This is a genomic window from Arthrobacter cryoconiti (assembly GCF_020905375.1).
Taxonomy (GTDB): Bacteria; Actinomycetota; Actinomycetes; order Actinomycetales; family Micrococcaceae; genus Specibacter; species Specibacter cryoconiti.
In genome coordinates this window covers 217252-238084 of the sequence record NZ_JAJJBU010000003.1, presented here as the reverse complement: position 1 = coordinate 238084, position 20833 = coordinate 217252, and the positions used below count along the sequence as shown (strand labels likewise).

Annotated in this window: 21 protein-coding genes; 12 read left to right on the top strand and 9 right to left on the bottom strand. The window is 59.7% G+C overall.

What is annotated here, in order from left to right; genetic code table 11:
• Nucleotides 1-19: 19 nt before the first annotated feature.
• Entirely contained in the window at nt 20-535 is a 516-nt protein-coding gene (locus tag LOH53_RS01340; RefSeq protein ID WP_230065917.1) for a WhiB family transcriptional regulator, read from the bottom strand.
• A gap of 384 nt (nt 536-919) precedes the next feature.
• Here LOH53_RS01340 and LOH53_RS01335 point away from each other — a divergent pair, with 384 nt between their 5' ends.
• The gene (locus tag LOH53_RS01335) at nt 920-1735 is read left to right on the top strand and encodes a TIGR03089 family protein (protein ID WP_230065916.1); all 816 of its coding nucleotides are present in this window, start codon (nt 920-922) and stop codon (nt 1733-1735) included.
• 31 nt (nt 1736-1766) lie between these two features.
• Here LOH53_RS01335 and LOH53_RS01330 read toward each other — a convergent pair whose 3' ends face one another.
• The gene (locus LOH53_RS01330; RefSeq protein ID WP_230065915.1) at nt 1767-2279 is read right to left on the bottom strand and encodes a GtrA family protein; all 513 of its coding nucleotides are present in this window, start codon (nt 2277-2279) and stop codon (nt 1767-1769) included.
• A gap of 173 nt (nt 2280-2452) precedes the next feature.
• Here LOH53_RS01330 and LOH53_RS01325 point away from each other — a divergent pair, with 173 nt between their 5' ends.
• The 5 genes from LOH53_RS01325 to LOH53_RS01305 all read left to right on the top strand — a co-directional run bounded on the left by LOH53_RS01325 (nt 2453) and on the right by LOH53_RS01305 (nt 8254).
• Complete coding sequence (locus LOH53_RS01325; RefSeq protein WP_230065914.1) at nt 2453-3610, top strand: 5-(carboxyamino)imidazole ribonucleotide synthase; 1158 nt, start codon at nt 2453-2455, stop codon at nt 3608-3610.
• Nucleotides 3611-3656: 46 nt separating this feature from the next.
• Nucleotides 3657-4235 carry a 5-(carboxyamino)imidazole ribonucleotide mutase gene (gene purE / locus LOH53_RS01320; RefSeq protein ID WP_230066217.1) on the top strand — a complete coding sequence of 193 codons (579 nt, stop codon included), beginning with the start codon at nt 3657-3659 and terminating at the stop codon, nt 4233-4235.
• Nucleotides 4236-4242: 7 nt separating this feature from the next.
• Nucleotides 4243-5850, top strand: a complete 1608-nt coding sequence (locus LOH53_RS01315; protein WP_230065913.1) for an LCP family protein — start codon at nt 4243-4245, stop codon at nt 5848-5850.
• A gap of 71 nt (nt 5851-5921) precedes the next feature.
• Nucleotides 5922-7211, top strand: a complete 1290-nt coding sequence (gene manA, locus LOH53_RS01310; protein ID WP_230065912.1) for a mannose-6-phosphate isomerase, class I — start codon at nt 5922-5924, stop codon at nt 7209-7211.
• Nucleotides 7208-8254: a lipid II:glycine glycyltransferase FemX gene (locus tag LOH53_RS01305; RefSeq protein WP_230065911.1), complete on the top strand. Its 1047-nt coding sequence runs from the start codon at nt 7208-7210 to the stop codon at nt 8252-8254. The genes manA and LOH53_RS01305 overlap by 4 nt, the downstream gene beginning before the upstream one ends.
• Nucleotides 8255-8304: 50 nt before the next feature.
• Here LOH53_RS01305 and glpX read toward each other — a convergent pair whose 3' ends face one another.
• A complete protein-coding gene (gene glpX / locus LOH53_RS01300) occupies nt 8305-9342 on the bottom strand; it encodes a class II fructose-bisphosphatase (RefSeq protein ID WP_230065910.1) in 1038 nt (345 codons plus the stop codon).
• A 196-nt stretch (nt 9343-9538) separates the two neighbouring features.
• On the opposite strand from glpX, the gene LOH53_RS01295 reads away from it, so the two are divergent.
• The 3 genes from LOH53_RS01295 to LOH53_RS01285 all read left to right on the top strand — a co-directional run bounded on the left by LOH53_RS01295 (nt 9539) and on the right by LOH53_RS01285 (nt 12433).
• Nucleotides 9539-10153, top strand: a complete 615-nt coding sequence (locus LOH53_RS01295; protein WP_230065909.1) for a DUF4245 domain-containing protein — start codon at nt 9539-9541, stop codon at nt 10151-10153.
• Nucleotides 10153-10812, top strand: a complete 660-nt coding sequence (locus tag LOH53_RS01290; protein WP_230065908.1) for a carbonic anhydrase — start codon at nt 10153-10155, stop codon at nt 10810-10812. The genes LOH53_RS01295 and LOH53_RS01290 overlap by 1 nt, the downstream gene beginning before the upstream one ends.
• A 190-nt stretch (nt 10813-11002) precedes the next feature.
• Nucleotides 11003-12433: a class II fumarate hydratase gene (locus tag LOH53_RS01285; protein WP_230065907.1), complete on the top strand. Its 1431-nt coding sequence runs from the start codon at nt 11003-11005 to the stop codon at nt 12431-12433.
• Nucleotides 12434-12624: 191 nt separating this feature from the next.
• Here the strand turns inward: LOH53_RS01285 and LOH53_RS01280 are convergent, their stop codons facing one another.
• A complete protein-coding gene (locus LOH53_RS01280) occupies nt 12625-13287 on the bottom strand; it encodes a TetR/AcrR family transcriptional regulator (protein WP_230065906.1) in 663 nt (220 codons plus the stop codon).
• 85 nt (nt 13288-13372) lie between these two features.
• On the opposite strand from LOH53_RS01280, the gene LOH53_RS01275 reads away from it, so the two are divergent.
• Together LOH53_RS01275 and LOH53_RS01270 are read left to right on the top strand one after the other, a co-directional pair.
• Entirely contained in the window at nt 13373-14791 is a 1419-nt protein-coding gene (locus LOH53_RS01275) for a flavin-containing monooxygenase (RefSeq protein ID WP_230065905.1), read from the top strand.
• On the top strand, nt 14791-15696 hold the full coding sequence (locus LOH53_RS01270) for an SDR family NAD(P)-dependent oxidoreductase (protein WP_230066216.1): 906 nt from the start codon (nt 14791-14793) through the stop codon (nt 15694-15696). The genes LOH53_RS01275 and LOH53_RS01270 overlap by 1 nt, the downstream gene beginning before the upstream one ends.
• A gap of 70 nt (nt 15697-15766) precedes the next feature.
• Here the strand turns inward: LOH53_RS01270 and LOH53_RS01265 are convergent, their stop codons facing one another.
• Entirely contained in the window at nt 15767-16237 is a 471-nt protein-coding gene (locus LOH53_RS01265; protein ID WP_230065904.1) for an NUDIX hydrolase, read from the bottom strand.
• Between the two features lie 57 nt (nt 16238-16294).
• Nucleotides 16295-16804, bottom strand: a complete 510-nt coding sequence (locus tag LOH53_RS01260; protein ID WP_230065903.1) for a prepilin peptidase — start codon at nt 16802-16804, stop codon at nt 16295-16297.
• 69 nt (nt 16805-16873) lie between these two features.
• Here LOH53_RS01260 and LOH53_RS01255 point away from each other — a divergent pair, with 69 nt between their 5' ends.
• Nucleotides 16874-17659, top strand: a complete 786-nt coding sequence (locus tag LOH53_RS01255) for a hypothetical protein (protein ID WP_230065902.1) — start codon at nt 16874-16876, stop codon at nt 17657-17659.
• A 51-nt stretch (nt 17660-17710) separates the two neighbouring features.
• Here the strand turns inward: LOH53_RS01255 and LOH53_RS01250 are convergent, their stop codons facing one another.
• The 3 genes from LOH53_RS01250 to LOH53_RS01240 form a co-directional block, all read right to left on the bottom strand.
• Nucleotides 17711-19084 (bottom strand): PhoH family protein, encoded by a 1374-nt coding sequence (locus LOH53_RS01250; RefSeq protein WP_230065901.1) that lies wholly within the window; start codon nt 19082-19084, stop codon nt 17711-17713.
• Between the two features lie 167 nt (nt 19085-19251).
• Nucleotides 19252-19926, bottom strand: a complete 675-nt coding sequence (locus tag LOH53_RS01245; protein ID WP_230065900.1) for a YoaK family protein — start codon at nt 19924-19926, stop codon at nt 19252-19254.
• An 11-nt stretch (nt 19927-19937) separates the two neighbouring features.
• Nucleotides 19938-20720: an isoprenyl transferase gene (locus tag LOH53_RS01240; protein WP_230065899.1), complete on the bottom strand. Its 783-nt coding sequence runs from the start codon at nt 20718-20720 to the stop codon at nt 19938-19940.
• Between the last annotated feature and the right edge of the window lie 113 nt (nt 20721-20833).

Genomic DNA, 20833 nt, shown 5'->3' with positions numbered 1-20833 from the left:
ACGTTTACTGCTTCAAGAATTAGACCGCTCGTTTCCGCAGCCGCCGGCGTTCACGCTCGGACAGGCCGCCCCAGATTCCAAACCGCTCATCATTGGCCAGAGCGTATTCAAGGCACTGCGACTTCACATTGCAGGCACCACAAACTTTTTTGGCGTCTCGCGTGGAACCACCCTTTTCCGGGAAAAACGCCTCCGGATCGGTTTGCGCACACAAGGCATCCGTTTGCCAGCCTAGTTCACCTTCGTCGCTGAAGTCGTCAAGACCGGGCCGTATTCCAATCCAGACTGGAACGGCCGTACTCGCCGCTTCGGGCACTTCGCTTGGCTGCGCCACATAGTCATGCTCGTGCAGGAAGGCCGTTGCCTGGTCTTCGAGTGCCCGGCGGTTCGCCGCCTCGTGGGATTGTGCTGCGCCTGGATCAGCTGGATCCACAAACCAGTCAGCTGGTATCCCGCGCTGGCCCCGAGTCTGTGCGACTTGGGACGCGGTGTCATTGCTTTTTCGAAACTCCACACTCAGTTGCGTTTGCCCCATGATCGTCCTCCTGAATGGTGCCGTCTTGCCTGTCACCGAACCTATCTCCCCCAAGGAAGCGGTTCGGTCCGCCGGGAATGGCGTTTACAGCGGTTCGTGCGTCTAATTACATCCATGTAAGTCACTCGCGTCAAGCGGGCGATGAATCATAACCACCATTACAGGCATAGAGTGCACCCGCCACGCCCGGCAATTTGGTGTCGATCCTCCCTCGTGGCGTGTCACTTTTGGGTTCAAAAAGTCTTGAATTCACCGTAGTTTCGGGGTATTTGAACCCGCATAGCACCCTTAAGCTAAATCTGACGTGATGCAAATCACTAGAAAAAAAGAATTTAGCAAATCAGCAGATATATCTTCTCGGCTTAGCGTGGCAAGATCGGTTCCATGACCACTTCCCTCCGCACCATTGCCGCGTTGCTCCAAGCGTTCCGGCTACAAAATCCCACCGCCCCTCGTCTTACCTGGTACGGCGCCGATTCCGAGCGAGTAGAGCTATCAGGGCGTGTATTGGATAACTGGGTGGCTAAAACCGCAAATTTTCTCATCGAAGAGTTGGATGCAGAAGCTGGCACCGTTGTGGCGCTGGATCTGCCCATTCATTGGCGCTCAATAGTGTGGACGCTGGCGTCCTTTGCCACGGGTGGCACCGTAATGACAGGACAAAGCGATGCCGATGAGACTGGCTATCTTGGCTCATGCATCTCTTCTCTCACGCGCGCAAACATTGTGGCAACTGCCAACCCCGTCGACGTGGCACAACAGTGTGTGGTGTTAGCCATGAACCCTTGCATCGTGGCCGTAGCCCTGCCGGCTCTGGCCATGAGGTGGACCGGCGATTTGCCGTCCGACGCCGTGGATTATTCTGGCGGTGTTCGTGCCCACGCTGACGTGTTCTTCGCGGATGAAGCTCCCGACGCCGGCGACACAGCATGGGAACACAGCGTGGCGGGTTCCGCACAAACACCGGAGCCAGGTGGATTAGCTGTGAGCTTTGCGCAACTATTTGGCCCGCCCACAGTGGAGACCTTAGATGAATCGATCGTGGGGCAGCGTCTACTACTTGAAGCACGCGACGGTTGGGCCAAGGTGCTTCCGGCCGCATTACGCACGTGGGCGGCCGGCGGCTCCGTGGTGCTGCTAGACCCGTCGGTAACGGCCACTGATCACCTGCGGAGCACTGAAAATGTGACGGCTGGCTAAAAGCGCTGGCTACAAATACGGCCAGCTTGGGCTAGTTGACCTCCGGGGAACCTTCGGATTCGATCAGCGCGTGGTCATTTTGGAAACCCGGTTCGGTATCGAGTTCTTCTGTAAAGACCCAATAGCGGTAGGCAAAGAAACGGAAGATAGTTCCTAGAACTAGACCGACTACCGAGCCCGCGATGAAGTCGGCAGAGGCAGTTTGAAAACCAAGCACCCAGTGCGAGATGTAAACGCAGGCAGCGGCGATGGCGATCCCAACGCCATTCATAATGACAAACAAGACCACTTCACGGACGATGTTTGCCTGCCGGCGGTGGCGGAACGTCCAGTACCGGTTGGCCACCCAAGAGAACACAGTGGCAACTAAAGCCGAGATGATCTTGGCTTTAGTTGGATGCCCACTCATCGTTCCGTTGAGCAACCAGACGTAAATACTTGAGTCGATGACAAATGCAACGCCGCCCACAACGCCGAATTTGGCCACCTCGCGCCAAAAAAGGCCAAACAGCCCCTTGATGCGTGCCGACAGTGCCTTGTACATGTTCCTCCGTGAGTTCGAGCTTCGCTTGCTTGAGTTCGAGCAGAGCTCTTTGCCTAAATTCTAGGGCAAACAAAAAGGGGAGAAAGCTCCTCTTAGCTGGCAAGAAGCTGCGAAGTTGGAACATATTCGCCAAAAGGCGGGCATGCTCACACTCTTTCGGTACGCTGGGGACTGTGACTTTTCCTGTAATCGGTGTTGTAGGCGGTGGGCAACTTGCCCGCATGATGGCCCCCGTAGCCGTAGCCCTTGGTTTTCATTTGCACGTTTTGGCAGAGGCCGCTGACGTCTCGGCAGTTGACGCGGTGGCCTATGCCCCCGTGGGTGACTACCGCGATCTAGAGACCCTGCGGGCCTTTGCCCGCGGGGTTGACGTCCTCACCTTCGACCACGAACACGTACCCAACGAACACCTGCAGACGCTCATCGCGGAGGGCATCAACGTCCAGCCGCGCCCCGACGCGCTCGTGAATGCCCAGGACAAACTCGTGATGCGCGCAGCCATCGAAAAACTCGGCCTACCCAACCCTGCTTGGGCCGCCGTGACGTCCGTGGCGGAAATCACCGAATTTGGTGAAAAAAATGCTTGGCCGGTGGTGCTGAAGATGCCGCGTGGCGGCTATGACGGCAAGGGCGTGGCATTCCTGCGCAACGCAGACCACGCCGCGCAGTTCGCCGGCGAATGGTTCGCAGCCATGAGCCCGCTGCTGGTGGAGGAGGTTGTTGACTTCTCCCGCGAGCTCTCGGCCCTCGTGGCACGCACCCCTTCCGGCGAGGCCAGGGCGTGGCCGGTGGCCGAATCCCGGCAGGTGGCCGGGGTGTGCGACGAGGTCATCGCTCCTGCACCAGGGATCAGCGACGAGGTCGCCGCACGGGCACAGCAGGCGGCACTGAAGATCGCCACCGAGCTGGGCGTCACCGGCGTCATGGCCGCAGAGTTGTTCGAAACACCTGGCCGCGGCCCCGGATACCTCATCAACGAATTGGCAATGCGCCCGCATAATACGGGCCACTGGACCATGGATGGCTCCCTCACGAGCCAGTTTGAGCAGCATCTGCGAGCTGTCTTGGATCTTCCTCTTGGCGCCACGGACGCTCTAGGCACAGTCGTCGTCATGAAGAACTTCCTCGGCGGCGCCAACCAGGATCTATTTAGCTCCTACCGTGCGGCGCTGGCCGCTGAGCCCGCCGTAAAGGTGCACAGTTATGGAAAATCAGTGCGCCCCGGGCGAAAGATCGGCCATGTCAATGTGATTGGTTTCGCGAACGAAGACGTCACTGCCGTCCGTACCCGCGCCGCAACCGTGGCCAACATCATCCGTGACGGACAGTAAAGGAACTTGAGTGAGTAATTCTCTGCGCCCCCTCGTGGGCATTGTGATGGGCTCTGATTCTGATTGGCCCGTTATGGAAGCCGCCGCCGCGGTGCTCTCCGAGTTCGCCATCCCGTTTGAGACCGACGTCGTCTCCGCCCACCGCATGCCGACCGAAATGATCGGCTACGGCCAAGCTGCCGCGGCGCGTGGCCTGCGCGTCATCATTGCCGGCGCCGGAGGAGCCGCCCATCTGCCGGGCATGTTGGCCTCCGTGACCACACTGCCGGTAGTGGGCGTCCCCGTGCCCTTGAAAACCCTGGATGGTCTGGACTCGCTGCTGTCAATCGTCCAAATGCCCGCAGGCGTTCCCGTCGCCACAGTCTCGATCGGTGGTGCCCGCAACGCTGGTTTGCTGGTAGTGCGGATACTTGCCACCGGCTCGGATGATCTCGCCACCTCGCTAACGAAAAAGCTTGGTGATTTTGCCCAAGAGCTCAATGACCAAGCTTGCGCCAAAGGTGCCGCCCTGCGCGAGAAAGCCGGCGCGAACTACCCGATGGCGGTGCTAGCGGAACGCACACGGCCGGCTCCCGCATCGGCTGAGCAAGAACTCACTGAGCACACGCTGCCGGACCGAGGGTAAGGCACCCATGAGTTTCAGCAGCCCTAAAGTCTCCCGTGCCTCTAATCGTGCGCCTGTCCTGACCAACCCGATCAGGTACCCGGAGTCAGCATCCGCACCTTTACGCTCCAAACGAGCCTGGATACTCCTGCTGCTGACCCTCGTCCTGCCTGGGAGCGCCCAGATCGTCGCCGGAAACAAACGGCTGGGACGCTTGGCCTTGCGCTGCACGTTCGTCGTATGGTTGATGGTTGTCGCCGCCGTCGCCTTGGCCGTTTTCAACCGCGAGGCATTGCTGAACCTCTTCACCAACCCGTGGACGTCATTTTTGCTCATTGTGGCCGCCATAGTCGTCGCTGTTGGCTGGGCAGTGCTGTTCATCAACACGCTGATCATCCTGCGCCTGGCCCTGTTGGCTCCGGGAATGCGCGCCGTGGTCGGTGGGTCCTTGGTAGTGCTAATGGTCTTGACGACTGGATCTCTGGGCTATGGAGCATTTCTGGTCAATTCTGGTCGAAACGCCATCACCAGCATCTTCGCTAGTGGACCTGATATGGCGCCTGTGGACGGTCGCTACAACTTCTTGGTGATGGGCGGCGACGCCGGCGCTAACCGTTCGGGGCGGCGTCCAGACTCGATTGTTGTGGTCAGTGTGGATGCTAAGACAGGCCAATCCGCCACCATCAGCATTCCCCGCAACTTACAAAATGCACAGTTCTCCAAGGACTCTCCACTGTGGAGTGTCTACCCTGACGGCTACAACTGTGGCGACAACTGCATCATCAATTTCCTTTACACGGACGTCACTGACAATCACGCAGCCCTCTATCCCAAGGCATCTGATCCTGGAGCGGCGGCCATGATGGATGCTGCCGGCGGCATCCTTGGCTTGAAAATCCAAGGCTATGTACTGGTGGATATGGCCGGGTTCTCCTCGCTGATTGACGCGTTGGGCGGAGTCACCATCAACGCGGGTGGTTGGGTTCCCATCAGTGGCGACGACCCTACGGGTACTGGAAACCATTTGCCACCCACCGGGTGGATCTCTCCTGGAGTGCACAAACTCAACGGTTATCAGGCGCTCTGGTATGCCCGTTCACGCCAGTGGGTGCTTGAATACTCTCGCAGCCAACGCCAACAGTGCATCCAGTCTGCGTTGCTGGCACAAATGGACCCTGCCACCGTGCTGACAAAGTTCAATGCGATCGCTGATGCCGGCACCAAGGTCATAGAATCCGATCTCCCCGCAGGACAGTTGGGTAGTTTTGTATCTCTCGCCATCAAGGCCAAGAGTCACGAGCTGTCACGATTGACAATCGGCCCGCCCGATTTCCCGATCGAGTTCTCCACGTACCCCGATTTCGGCGTCATCCACAAGCGCGTCCAGGATCTGCTCAATCCGCCGGCACCCGCGCAAGCGGCACCGGATACGGGCACCGCCGGTTCGGCCGCCCCCGACTCGGGAGCTCCCGGTTCCAGCGCCCCTGACGCTGGGGCTGGCGCTGCTCCAGCCGCACCAGCTGCTCCTGCTGCCCCGCCAGTCACCGAAGAATACCTCCAACAACTGGCCATCAATGGCGACGATGTAATGCTCACCTCTCTTTTGGCCAACAACGGGACCTGTTCGGCAAACTGATAGTCACAAGCGTCTGCGCTAACCGGCTCGTTACGGGCATGTAATGCCTCCAACCACCACAGGGAGAGACAATGTTTTCGCTCACTAACGTCATGCGCGATTATGCGTGGGGATCCACCACCGCAATTTCGGGACTGCTAGGAACCACGCCCAGTGGCGGCCCCGAAGCGGAATTGTGGATGGGAGCGCACCCTGACTCCCCATCCTTGGCGCAAACTTCGCAGGGCCCGGTGCCCTTGGATGCGCTCATTGCCGCGCACCCAGTAGCCATGCTTGGGACGGATGTGGCCAAAGACTTCGATTCGAAGCTGCCGTTTTTGGCCAAACTCCTGGCGGCCCAGACTGCGTTATCTTTGCAGGTGCACCCTACTGTGGAGCGCGCCCGCAACCGCTTTGCCCAGGAAGAGGCGGCCGGTGTTCCACACGACGCAGCCCACCGTAATTACAAAGACACCAACCACAAGCCGGAAATGCTCTTTGCGCTCACATCATTTGAAGCTCTGTGCGGGTTCCGCCCATGTGCCGAGTCAAGCGAGCTCTTCCGCGCCGTACGAGACGCCATTGGCGCCACCGGCGAACCGATTCCCGCATTACTCTCCACAGTGATATCCACCCTGGACTCGCGCATGGTTGAACCAGATATCATCCGCAAGGCTTTCGCTGCGTTGATCGGCGCCGGGCAGAGCGCGTCCGAGCTGGTCGATCTCGCTGCGAGCGCACTTTTGGCCAGCGCCCAGGCAAGCAAGAACGACGCCGGGCTGGATCCGGCGTTGAGCACCGTCGTCGAACTTGCCCAGCAGTATCCGGGCGACCCGGGCGTGCTGATTTCATTGCTACTGAACCGTGTCTCTCTTACCGCCGGGGAAGCCATCTACCTTCCCGCCGGAAATATCCATGCGTACCTTTGTGGGCTGGGACTAGAAGTCATGGCGTCATCAGACAATGTGCTGCGTGGGGGCCTGACGACAAAGCACGTAGACGTTGCCGAACTGATGGAAACCGTCGATTTCACTCCGACGGCTGTGCCATTCGTCCCGACCCGCTCCACCGAGTTGGGTCAGCATGTTTGGGAGCCGCCGTTTGTCGAATTTGTTTTACAGCGAGTAGAGATCTCAGACGGTGATAACCCCGTGCCGCTGGTGCAAAATGGTCCACTGCTGGTAATTGCAATCGCAGGCTCGGTAGTGCTGGATTCCCCCCGCGCGGACATGGTGCTCTCCCGTGGCGACTCGGTGTTTGTCCCGGCCACAGAGAATCCGCTCATGGTGCATCCTTTGGCAGGATCATCGCCCGCGGTGGTTTTTGCCGTCACGGTTGCACCAGCCCGCCCAGCGGAGCAGACGGCCTCGGTCAGCGCATGATTCCGATTCTTCAGACGCCCCTCTGGGCGCAGTTCCAGCGGACTCTCGGCAAACGGGTGCATGAGGGCAGCGGGGCCGGCTGGCAGTTCGTTGCCATCGAGGAAAAGACATCCTTGGGCACGTATCTTTACGTCCCTTATGGGCCGTGTGCCACGGATGCTCATGGTTTTAGTGAAGCCCTGACGGCTCTACGCACCCTTGCCCAGGAGCATCACTGCCATTACGTCAGAATTGAGCCGGTCTCCGCAGCTTTGCCGACACCGGACCCCGCAAGGCAGCAAAGTGATCCCGGCTCGCACACAAGCAACACCATGACGGACAGCCCAGCGGCCCACCTGCACGCGGCCGGATTGGTCAGGGCGCCAAAAGACATCCAGCCTCACCTGTCCTGGCTGGTGGACCTCACGCTCTCCCGCGAGGAATTATTGGCTGGCATGCGCAGCACCAGCCGGAACCTGTTCCGCAATATTCACAAGAAGGGCGTCACGTTCACGTCCTCAACAGACCCGGCTGATCTGCCCATCTTGCTGGGCTTTTTACACGATGTGGCCGGCCGGGCCGACTTCACAGCCCAAACAGATGCATACCTTGGCGCGGCTGCGGCCACCCTCATGCCTGCCGGGGCCGCAAAGCTGTTCATTGCGCACCTTGACGGGAAACCAATCGCGGCAGCATTGTCTTATGACACAGCAGACACCCGGGTATACGCACATGCCGCCGCATCTGATGCCCACAGAAAACTCAATGCAGGCATCCCCCTGCTGGTGACCATGATGCTCGACGCCAAAAATTCCGGAATGAAGTTCTTTGACATGTGGGGGGTGAGCCCAGAAGACGAACCAGAGCACCCGTGGGCCGGCTTCTCCCGGTTCAAACGCTCTTTTGGGGGTGCCGAGGTTCTCTATCCGGGAACGTGGGACCTACCCGTCAACAAGGGCATGTACCGCGCTTATGGTCTGGCCCGTATGGTCCGCACAAACGTGCGGACCATACTTGGCGCAGTTCGCACGGCTGCGCACCGTCGTCGAGCTGCCAGAGACTAGGGACAGTCGCCGGCAGCCAGAGCCGCAGCCGCACACTCACATCCTCTCAATCAGGGGCGGCGAGCGTACGTCTCCCACTTGTGTGCCTGGTGCTCACCATCCACGAAACGAATCGTTCCGGACTTCGAACGCATCACGATCGACTGGGTAAGAACGCGCCCTTTGTCGTAACGAACACCGCGCAGCAGATCACCATCGGTGATGCCGGTTGCAGCGAAATAGCAGTTGTCGCTGGTGACCAAGTCGTTCGTTGAGAGCACCCGGTCCAAGTCATGGCCGGCGTCGAGCGCCTTCTGCTTTTCGTCGTCACTCGTGGGCCACAAACGGCCCTGAATGACGCCGCCGAGGGTCTTGATGGCACACGCGGCCACAATACCTTCGGGGGTTCCGCCAATGCCCATCAGAGCATCCACACCACTCCCGGGACGCGCCGCAGCAATTGCGCCGGCCACATCACCGTCAAGGATGATCTTTGTGCGAGCACCAGCGTCACGAATCTCCTGGATCAGCGGCTGGTGGCGGTCACGGTCCAGCACCATGACGGTGAGCTGGTTGACCTTCACGCCCTTGGCCTTAGCGATCAGGTGCAGGTTCTGCTTGACCGGCAGACGCAAGTCCACCATGTCGGCGGCTTCCGGTCCGGTGACCAGCTTTTCCATGTAGAACACGGCTGACGGGTCAAACATGGTGCCGCGTTCGGCTACAGCCAGCACTGCCAGCGCATTGTTGATACCCATCGCCGTCAGGCGTGTTCCATCGATTGGGTCCACCGCGACGTCGCACTCGGGGCCGGAACCGTCACCAACCACTTCGCCGTTAAAGAGCATGGGAGCTTCGTCTTTTTCGCCTTCGCCAATGACCACAACACCGTTGAAGTGGACGGTGGAAAGAAGAGAGCGCATAGCATCCACCGCAGCGCCGTCGGCCAGGTTCTTTTCACCAAAACCGACCCAGTGCCCGCCGGCAATTGCTGCCGCCTCGGTCACACGCACCAGCTCAAGTGCTAGATTCCGGTCCGGTTCGTCATCGCCCACCGCGAGCGAACTAGACAGTTGGGAAAAGTCTCGTTGTGATGTTTTTTCAGGCATGTAATAACCTCGTCTTCGAAGTAGGAATAGGGTCGCTGCGTGCGACGGTGCACGCCCCTGCCGTATGGTCACCTACGGTATCCATCATAGTTGAATCGGCGCGAGAGCTGTTTTCTCTTCTGACGCATTACCGCAATGGAGCTCGCGGGAAAGCCTGCACGAAACAACGAACCCGTATTTCTGGGATAATGATTGCGTGAGTGAATCCCCGCAGAATTCCCCTGTCAAGCCCGTCATAGCCGCCGGGGCAGCAAAACGTGCCAACGCCTCAGTTATCGGCATGCTGCTGGCCATGCTCTCCACGGTCGCCATTGTCATGGTGGTCGTTTTGCTCAATCCCCAACAGAAGGCGGATTCGTACCGCCAAGTGGTGGATGTGGCGGCTATCTCAGGCCATGCCGCAGACGTGGCCGGATTCACCCCCGCAGCCCCGGTCTTGCCGGTTGGCTGGTCCGCCAACTATGCGCGTTGGAACGGTTCCGGGGCCGACGGCGTGGCTTTTTGGGATGTTGGTTTTGTCACCTCCGCTAACACCTTCATTGCCATGAGGGAAACAATCACGGCCAATCCGACCTGGATTTCCAACCAGGCGCAGAACGCTCCTGTGACGGGAACCCGCAATATTGCAGGGCTTACATGGGAACTGCGTGATAAACCTAAAGAGGATCGCAGCCTGATTTTGATCAGCGGCAAAACCACCATAATTTTGACCGGGACAGCCGATTTCAAGGAATTTGATGTCCTTGCGGCCGCCGCGAGCAAGAAACTGGGGCAAGACCCCACCACGTCCACAACGAAAGGAACACCATAATGACTGGCGGCGAAGACGGCAACATCAATGCAGTGTTAGATCATCCCCAAAGCCCCACTGAAGCATGGAAGACCCTCATGGAGGGCAACCGCCGTTTCGTTGAAAGCAGTGCCTCGCATCCCAATCAGGACGCAACTAGGCGCACCTCGCTACTGTCCACCCAGCACCCGTTTGCCATCATTTTCGGCTGCTCGGACTCCCGTCTGGCCGCAGAAATTATCTTTGACCTTGGTTTAGGCGACGCCTTTGTGGTGCGAACTGCAGGACACGTCATTGATAACACCGCCCTGGGTTCTATCGAATACGGGGTGGAATACCTCAACGTTCCCCTCATCGTGGTCTTGGGCCATGACTCCTGCGGTGCAGTGACGGCCACAAAGAACGCTGTCGCTACCGGAGAAATGCCAGTTGGCTTTGTGCGCGACCTGGTGGAACGCATCACCCCGTCCGTCCTGACGTCCCTGCGCGAGAACAAGGACAGCGACATCGGCGACATGGTGGAAGAGCACGTGAAGCAGACTGCCGCCAGACTCGTGGAGAACTCACCCATCATTGCCAGTGCCGTGGCCAGGCAGAAAACTGCGGTGGTCGGTCTGACATATCGACTCAACGACGGTCGCGCCGATCTCGTGTACAGCAACGGTTCCATAACCGCCTAACGAATAGCGCCTAACAGCTAGGAGCTAACCCAGCAAAGGTAGCTCGCTGCGCTTCTCCTGAGGCGAGCCAGACAAAGAGGCAAGTTCGACGCCGGAACCCCCGTTTCGGCGTCGAACTTCTGTTTGTTCCGCGGCACGTTTTGAAAACACACGTTTTTGGGTGCGCGCATGGCGGCGATATGGTGGAAGCATGACTGATACTGCCGCGGACGCCGCACAAGAGTTCCGTATTGAACACGACACCATGGGCGAGGTCCGGGTTCCCCGCAACGCCCTCTATAGCGCACAGACGCAGCGCGCTGTTGAGAACTTCCCGATTTCCGGTATGACGCTGGAGTCAGCACACATTGAGGCGCTGGCCCGCATCAAGAAAGCTGCGGCTACCACCAACGCCGAGTTGGGTGTTTTGGATGCCGAGTTGGCTGGCGCCATTGAAGCCGCCGCTGACCTGGTTATTGCCGGAAAGTTTGACGGCGACTTCCCGATCGACGTTTTCCAGACCGGTTCTGGCACGTCTTCCAACATGAACATGAACGAAGTTCTGGCTTCACTGGCCAACAAGGCTTTAGCTTCGGCTGGCTCAGCGAAAATCGTCCACCCGAACGACCACGTCAACGCCTCGCAGTCTTCCAACGACGTCTTTCCGACGTCAGTGCACGTAGCTGCAACGTCAGCGCTGATCAACAACCTGATCCCGGCGCTGGCTCACCTGGCCACTTCGCTGGAAGCGAAGGCTGCGGAATTCGCCGACGTGGTCAAGTCCGGGCGCACACATCTCATGGATGCCACTCCTGTCACCCTGGGACAAGAATTTGGCGGATACGCCGCACAGGTACGCTATGGCATCGAGCGCATTGAATCTTGCCTACCTCGTGTTGCTGAGGTTCCCTTGGGTGGAACGGCTGTGGGCACCGGCATCAATACCCCTGCCGGATTCCCGCAGCGTGTCATTGCCTTGCTGGCTCAGGACACCGGGCTGCCGTTGACCGAGGCTCGCAATCACTTCGAAGCTCAGGCCAACCGCGACGGTTTGATCGAGGCCTCCGGGCAGCTTCGCAACATCGCCTATTCGATTATGAAGATCGCCAACGATCTTCGCTGGTTGGGCTCAGGTCCAAACACCGGACTGGGCGAAATCTCCATCCCTGACCTACAGCCCGGTTCTTCGATCATGCCAGGTAAGGTCAATCCGGTGATCTCTGAGGCAGCGATCATGGTCGCAGCGCAGGTCATTGGCAATGACACCACCATTGCTCTTTCCTCCACCAATGGGGCCTTTGAGCTCAACGTAGGTATCCCTGTCATGGCAGCGAACTTGCTCCAGTCCATCCGGTTGCTCTCCAACACCTCCCACGTCATGGCGGACAAGATGATTGACGGGCTCACTGCGAATGTGGAGCGCGCACGATTCCTGGCCGAGGCATCCCCGTCCATCGTGACCCCGTTGAATAAGTACATCGGTTACGAGAACGGCTCCAAGATCGCCAAGCACGCGATCAAAGAGGGCTTGACTATCCGCGAGGCAGTGCTGGCCCTCGGATTCGTGGAGCGCGGAGAACTGACCATGGAGCAGCTCGATTCGGGTTTGGATGTCATGGCCATGACCCGCGCGCCTAAATAAGCACCCATACAAGCAGGCACAACTGGGCCAAGAACGGTGCCCGGGAGCAACGGATTCGGTTTTTTCTCGATCCGCGGGCTCCCGGGCACTTTTTGTCTCCCGGGGCGCCAGACTCGCGCCGAGATTTGCGCCAGGTGCACTATGCGCAAAACCCCCGGGGGGTTCGGCGCCACACGAAAATGCAGTGCGTGTTACGACGCGATCATGAGTCCAATGACACGAGCCATTGCCACAACAAGTTCTTCTCCCGAGCGCCGCTGATCCTCCGGCATGCTCAAATGTGCCAGAAGGACCTCACTCATCCCGCCGACAACCATCAGGCCCACCAGTGTCGTATCAAAAAACGGAATGAGGCCCCGCCGCATCGACTCAGCCAGAAGATCCTCAATGGCCGCGGCGATACCGGCATTCTGCTCCCGTCGGCACGATTCGAGCCCGGGCGAGACCCCGACCGCCTCGATCTCACAAACCCGGCCGAGGCGTTCATCCTCGAGCATTCCTCCCACGCCCGCAAGGACGCCCCGGCGCAGGAGATCAGACACGCTCGCGCTGTCGTTGACCGACAATCCAGCCACCTGGGACCGCATCTGTTCGGTGGCCTGGATGTAGAGCGCGCGCAGAACGTCCTCACGGCCTTGGAAGCAGTCGTAGAAAGACCGGGAGGAGACCCCTGCTTCCCGGCACAGTCCCTGAACAGTTGTCGCGGGATAGCCAACTGTGCCGAAAAGTTCCAGTCCAGCTGCCAGCAGCTTCTCCCGCCGTGCAGCGTCGCGTGCGGGCAGTGAGGTTCCGCGCCAAAGGCTTCCCGCCTCTGGTTTACGCATTGATTCCATGGTTACCTCCGCGCTATCCACGTTTCCCTCCCCACCCTTCTACGCCGGCTGCGCACGGTTTCTGTTAACTATTGAAAATATTCATTTTCAATGTAATTATCATCACATGCCCTATCTTGTCAGGCAACGGGACTTAGCCCTGGCCGCAACCACCACCATCCCCACCAATCCGGGGCTTCCCCTTGTGTGCGTTATCGGAGCAGGATCCTCTGGTCTCACCGCAACCAAGACGCTCTACCAGGCCGGGTTCGCCGTCGATTGCTTTGAACAGGGCTCCGTAGTCGGTGGCAACTGGGTCTATCAAAACCCAAATGGGCAATCCGCATGCTACGAGACGCTCGAGATCAACACCTCCTGTCCACGGATGGCCTTCTCCGATTTCCCCATGCCCGCGGACAGCCCCCCTTATGCCAAGCACCACCAGGTGGCGGCCTACTTCGAGTCGTACGTGGAGCATTTCGGTTTCCGGGACAAGATAACTTTCAACACACGTGTGGTGTCCGTGTCACCCGCAAGTGGTGGATGGGACGTTTCCATCGCCGGTCCCGAGGGTTTACGGAGACTGCATTACGACGCCGTCATGGTCGCCAACGGGCACCACTGGGACCCTCGCTGGCCTGAGCCGGCGTATCCGGGCAGTTTTAGTGGCTGGCAGATCCATGCCCATGACTACCGTTCCGGGGAGCAACTGCGCGGGCTCGACGTCGTGGTGGTCGGCTCAGGAAACTCAGCTCTCGACATCGCTTCAGAGGCTGGCTGGGTGGCGCACAGTGCTGTCCTGTCACAGCGACGAGGGCAGTGGGTGCTGCGCAAAATCCTTTTCGGCCGGGCCGCTGACCAGATTGGGCTACCGGGCTGGCTGCCTTGGTGGTCCATCCGGGCGCGCTTGCGACTGGCCGCCCTGGCCTCCGGCAGCACCGCTAAACTCGGCCTCCCCCGTCCCGCGCACCGCCCGGGTGAATCTCATCCGGTCCAATCCGAACAGATCCGTCCGGCGCTTCGTGCCGGGCGCGTAACGCCCAAGCCCGGGATCGAACGATTCGACGGCGAGCAGGTGGTGTTTACTGACGGAACAAGGGTGCGGGCCGATCTTGTCGTGTGGGCCACCGGCTACCGAGTCCGCTTTCCATTCCTGGACCCACATCTTGTGGAACCTGAGGACAATGCGCTTCCTTTGTGGAAACGCACGATTCACCCGGAATTACCAGGGCTCTTCTTCATTGGATTGCTCCAGCCAATCGGTGCCGTGATGCCGCTGGCGGAGGTTCAGTCGCGCTGGGTAGCTGAGCTACTCTCGGGGCACTACGAGCTACCTGCGGCTGCTCAAATTCGGCAGCTGATGAAACGGGAGGAAGAGCTGAACACTGCCCGGTTCTATGCCTCCCCTCGCCACACGATGGAGGTCGACTTCGATAGTTACCTCTGGGAAGTGGCGCGCGAGCGGCGTCGCGGGCGGGCCCGCGCAAGGTCACGAAAGCGCGGTGGACTGCGCCGATTCGTAGCAGGCCAGGCGGTGTCCAAGTGATGCGCTTGTTGAAGGACCGGAGAGCTGGAGACAGCGTTGAACGAGGTGGCGCGGTAGTCACGGGTGCCGGTCAGGGGCTCGGGCGGGAGATCGCCATACGGCTCGCCCTGGATGGGTTCACGGTCCATGTTACCGACGTGGATGGTGCCCGTGCGGCCGCAGTGGCCTACGAGATTGAGCAGCTAAGCCCAGGGCATTACGGACGCCCATGCAGTGCTTTCGCATCCACTCTTGACGTCCGGGACGCAGCAGCATGCCGGGCTGCGGCAGCCTCCACAGTGGAGCGGACAGGAACTTTGGAGGTCTGGGTCAACAACGCCGGAGTCTTCTACACCGGACCGGTCTGGGACGTCACCCCCGAGCAACGCCAACTGATGTTCGAGGTGAATGCCCATGGAACTATCAATGGTTCCTTGGCTGCTCTGGAAACCATGCGTCCCGCAACCCACGGCCATGTCGTCAATATCGCCTCGCTGGCCGGGTTGGTGGGTGTGCCCGGTGAAGGTTTATATTCTGCAACCAAGCACGCCGTTCTGGGATTTAGTATTTCCGCTCTAGGAGATCTCCGTGCCGCCGGCTTCCGCCACATCAACATCAGCTGCGTGTGTCCAGACGGAATGTGGACGCCCATGCTTTATGACAAGCTCGAGGACCCTCACGCGTCGCTCTCCTTTTCCGGGGCACTGCTGAAACCGGAAGATGTTGCGGAGCGGGTGCTTGACGTAGTGCACAAGCCACGAGCGGTAACAGCTCTCCCCGCGTGGCGGGGTGTACAGGTCCGCCTGCTCGATCAGCTACCTGGCCTGTCGGTTCGGCTCATGCCAGCCATCCTTCAGATCAGCAGGTGGCAACAGGCGGCGATCGCGCGGCGTCGGCACGGCACCACGGCCCCGCCACACTCATAGCCAGTGCCCGCTGCTGAGCTGGCGTACCTGGCTGATGTAGCTCGGCTCCGCGCCCCGCGCTCACCGCAAGTCAGCGTTGGAAGCGGGGTTCGCCGTCGAACATCAATGCGCGCTGGATACAGTCAAGGTGCCCCGGCCGCAGTGGTGGAAGATCAGCGATCGCGAACCAACCCACTGCCGTTGATTCGTCGTCGTTGACACATGCGGTGCCGCTGATATGCCGGGCGATGAATTCGATATTCAGAAAGTCGCAGACGTCGCCATTGGGGAAAGTCACCGGTCCGACGGCGGCGATGCCGAGCAAGTGTTCGATCCTCGCCACCACTGCCGTCTCCTCGAAAATTTCGCGGACCAACCCGGGGCCGGGCTCTTCCCCAGGTTCCAAGATGCCAGTGATGAGAGCCCAATCGCCGGTGTCGGAGCGTTTGCCCAGCAGCACACGCGAATCTTCGTCAAAGACCACGCCACGCACGCCCGGAAGCCAGAGCGGATCGTGGCCGATTTTTTTGCGGACATTGACGATGAATTCCGGTGATCCCATGCGGCCAGCCTACCTCCCTGGTTCCGCCACGTGGCCGAGCCAATCCGCCGCCAGACCTCAGGCCGGGAGCAGAAGTAAAACCGCCCATGCCCCCACCAACATGGATGGCCCGAATGGAATATGTGTGCGCACCGTTCCACGCCGGGTAGCGATCACAGCAACTCCCCATAGTCCGCCGACAACGAATCCGCCCGCAACCCCAAGCAATACGTGGGTCCACCCCACAAAGCCTAGATAGAGTCCCAGAACACCGGCCAGCTTGACGTCGCCAAAGCCCATCCCGGCTGGATAGATGGCCCAGAGCACCCAGTACAGGGCGCCTACTACGCATGCTCCGAGCATTGCCCGCCACAGGTGACCGCAGGATCCCGCCAATATGGCAGACACTGCCAGTAGCACACCGGCGAAAGGGTAGGCGGGTAGCACGATCCGGTTGGGCAGGGTGTGGCTGCGGATGTCGATGACGCTTAGCTGTACCGAAATGAATAGCAAATACACGAACGCCGCCAGGGCACACAGGAACGGCACGATCCCTGCCTCCAACAGATCCAACAGCCGTGTCACCATAGCGTGATGCTACGTCATGGCAGTCCGCCGCGCAGCCTCTTTCGGCTCTTCCGAGCGTAGGCTGTGGATATGAATGGGCAACCTCTCACTGCTGCAACTTTTCGCCACTTGTGCCGGTCTTCGCCGTGGCGCTGGCAAACTCTGCGCTTCGAACTTCACCGGATGGATTCAACCGCGCAACGAGCGGCGCGCACGGGTGCCGGGATCCCGACGTCGGACTTGGAAGCGATGGACATGAACTGTTGGGTGCGCCGTCCTGGTGCCCTACGCGTGGAAACGCTCGATGGCACGTTGCTAGCGAGCACCACCAAGATCAACGATTCAAAGGATTCCCTCTTCTTGAGCGGGAACCGTAAACCGTGGCTGCTCCCGCCAACTATGGCCAATCCGGTGCGGGACTCCGATGGCTTTGTGGTGCGCCGTCCCGAGGCCCTCTACGGGGAACCGGCTTACGGCTCTGGACGCTTTGCCTCGGCCCTGGACCCTGTGGAACTGGCCGGGGAACGGCCAGTTCCGTTTGAGAAACCGTACGCCAACGTGGCCGAGATTGACGGGGTCGCCATGACCGAGCATCATGGACGCCCCGCCGTCGAGGCCATTCTCACCACCAATCCCTCCTACAAACCCCTTTTCCCTGCCGCACCGCTGCTATTCCCGGGGCGCACAGCCGTGCGGATCGACCTCGAGACCGCTGTGTGCGTCGCCAGCCAGTCCCTTGACGGCGACACCTCCGGGGCAGGACATTGGATGGTGCTGGCAGGGATTGACGAATACATGCTTGACGACCTTTTCGACGAGGTCAGCATGGGCCTGACGGACGTGCGCTCTCATATTCCCTGGGACTTGGGAAACTAGAACGCGGTCCTCGGCCTGAGATTGGTTCAGACGCACCAACGGTGAGAGTTCTCAGATCTCCGCGCGCTCAAGCATTTCGGTCACGAGCGCGGCAATCGGCGAGCGCTCCGAGCGGGTCAGGGTCACATGTCCGAAGAGCGGATGCCCCTTGAGTGTCTCTACGACCGCGGCAATACCGTCGTGACGTCCCACACGCAAGTTGTCTCGCTGGGCGACGTCGTGGGTGAGTACAATCTTGGAGTTCTGCCCTATTCGGCTCATCACGGTGAGCAGTACGTTCTTCTCCAACGACTGGGCCTCGTCCACGATCACAAAGGAATCGTGCAGGGAGCGGCCACGGATGTGCGTCAGCGGCAGCACCTCCAACAATCCACGTTCAATGATCTCGTCTATCATCTGGCTGGATACTACTGACCCCAGCGTGTCAAAGACTGCCTGAGCCCACGGATTCATCTTCTCGGATTCAGAACCCGGCAGATAACCAAGTTCCTGACCCCCCACGGCATACAGGGGCCGAAAGACCACTACCTTGCGGTGTTCGTTGCGTTCGAGCACCGCTTCCAGTCCGGCGCACAAAGCCAAAGCGCTCTTACCCGTCCCGGCACGCCCGCCGAGGGAAACGATTCCTACGTCCGGATCCATGAGCAAGTCAAGGGCCAGGCGTTGTTCCGCTGAGCGTCCATGCAGGCCAAAGACCTCACGGTCACCTTTGACTAGACGTACTTGCTGATCGGCGCCCACCCGGCCCAAAGCTGATCCGCGGCTGCTGGAAAGAACAAGACCGGTGTTGGTGGGCAGAATGGATGCTTCCGGCACCAAGACCTCACGTCCCTGGTATAGCTCAGCCATCTCGGCTTCGGCGATGACGAGTTCGGCAATCCCTGTCCACCCCGAATCTTTGACCAGTTCGTTGCGGTACTCTTCGGCGACTAGACCCATCGCCGAAGCCTTGACGCGCATGGGCAGATCTTTGGACACCACCGTTACCTGGCGGCCTTCATTGGCGAGGTTTTTCGCGACCGCCAAGATGCGTGAGTCATTATCGCTCCCGCGAATCCCCGCAGGCAGCACATCTGCACTGACATGGTTGAGCTCCACCCGGAAACTTCCACCGAGTTCTCCTATTGCAATAGGCTCACCTAGACCGCCGTGGAGTTCACGCAACTCATCCAACAAGCGCAGGGCTGTCCGGGCGAAATACCCTAGTTCGGGGTCGTGCCGCTTGGACTCCAGTTCTGAGATCACAACGATGGGCACTATCACTTCATGCTCGGCGAAACGCAAAATAGCTCGCGGATCTGAGAGCAGGACCGAGGTATCAATGATGTAACTGCGCAAAGCCTGCACGGAAGCGCGTGCTCCCCTAACGGCAAGAGGGGCATCCGCGTCGCTCGGGCCGTGGATGGTCTTGGTGGTCTCAAGCATGGTAGCTCCAGTCCCCCGGGCTTGCTGCCTGCCCGGTGTTCGGTTCATGGCGGCCGGGCGGGTTACCCGCCGTTGTGCCCAAACTACGCCGAATATCAACGCTTTAGTGACGCCACGCCATGGCTGAAGATTAACTCCAGGGAACATTTTGGGGTTCGGTGCGGGCGTTAGAGAATTACCCGCACCGCTGGATGACGTGGGCTGGATCTGTGCCCGTAGTTGTTGAAAACTACCGCCAAGATCAAAACGCCCACTGCGATCCACAGTGCGTTCAGATCTAGCGCAAAGTACGCGAAGCCGCCGACAATTGAGCCTGTGGTGAGCGAAGCCCACAACACGGCGTACCGAAGCCAAAGCAGCTTTTCACCGCCGGTCATGGCGTTGGCCATATGCTGGCCCATCTTCACCAGCGTTCCAGTCATGTAGGTCAGCCCGATGCTAACTTCGCCGTCCCGCTCAAAAATGACGTTTTCGGCGCCCATCGCTAACGCCATGACCGCTGGTGCCAGCCAGACGCCGACACCCAGATCAAAAAGTACGACGGCGCCGGTCAAGGCCGCGCTGACGTACAGCAGGACTGCCATGCGTTTGCGGGACGGGACGAACTTGCGCAGGATCGAGGCGCTGACGACTCCCAGCAGGAAAGCTCCGACGAGTCCAAACGCAATCACGAACCCGCCCCAATTGCCTTCAGCGAGTGCTGTTCCGCCCCGGGTTGAGTTGCCGCTCATGAAGGAGACAAAATATCCGCCCAGATGGATAAAACCTACGGCGTCCACGAATCCGGCAGCGCAAGAAAGAACTGCTGCCAAGACCATTTCGGAGCGGCGGTGGTTCTGCATAAGGATGTTGCCTATGCCCCAAAGCGGCGGCTGCGGCCGGCGTAGTCACGCAGTGCGCGAAGGAAATCGATGCGCCGGAACGCGGGCCACAGTGCCTCGCAGAAGTAAAACTCGCTGTAAGCGCTTTGCCACATAAGGAACCCGGAGAGCCGCTGCTCTCCGGAGGTCCGGATGACCAAGTCAGGATCTGGCTGGCCGCGTGTATACAGGAACTTGGAGATGTCATCGACACTGAGTGAATCGGCCACGTCCAAGATCGTACGACCCTCCGAGTGGGCATCATGCAAAAGTTCCCGCACTGCGTCCACGATCTCGCGCCGCCCACCGTAGCCAATGGCTAAGTTCACGTGGATGCGCTCTTTTGCCGGGACGCGGGCTGTCAGCGAAGATACCCGCTGGGCCAGATACTCCGGCAGTAACTCCGGGGCTCCCATGGCGTGGACGCTGATGTCGGCGTCGGCGTCCAAGAGATCAAGGGTGTTGGCGATGATGCCCATGAGCTCGTCAAGTTCTTCAGGGGACCGGCTCATATTATCCGTGGAGAGCATGTACAAAGTAACAACCTTGATACCAACGATCTGACACCAGCCCAAAAATTCCAGGATTTTATCCGCACCGGCTTGATGTCCGTGGCCGGTGGGAGCATTGAATTGCTTGGCCCAACGCCGGTTGCCATCGACCATGACGCCGATGTGCCGCGGTACGCTACTCAGGTCAAGAGACTTACTCAGACTGCGCTCATAGTAGCTGTAAAGGAACTTAGGCATCCGCAAGGGCCCGGTCAACAACCGCATGACTGTGCACCGAACCTTTGCGGACAGGGCCAAACGGCCGAAGGAAACTTTCTAGTCCTAGGTTACCCTCAGGGGCCCTCCTTCGACGCCAGAGCGGAGTCCTGTCGATTCCA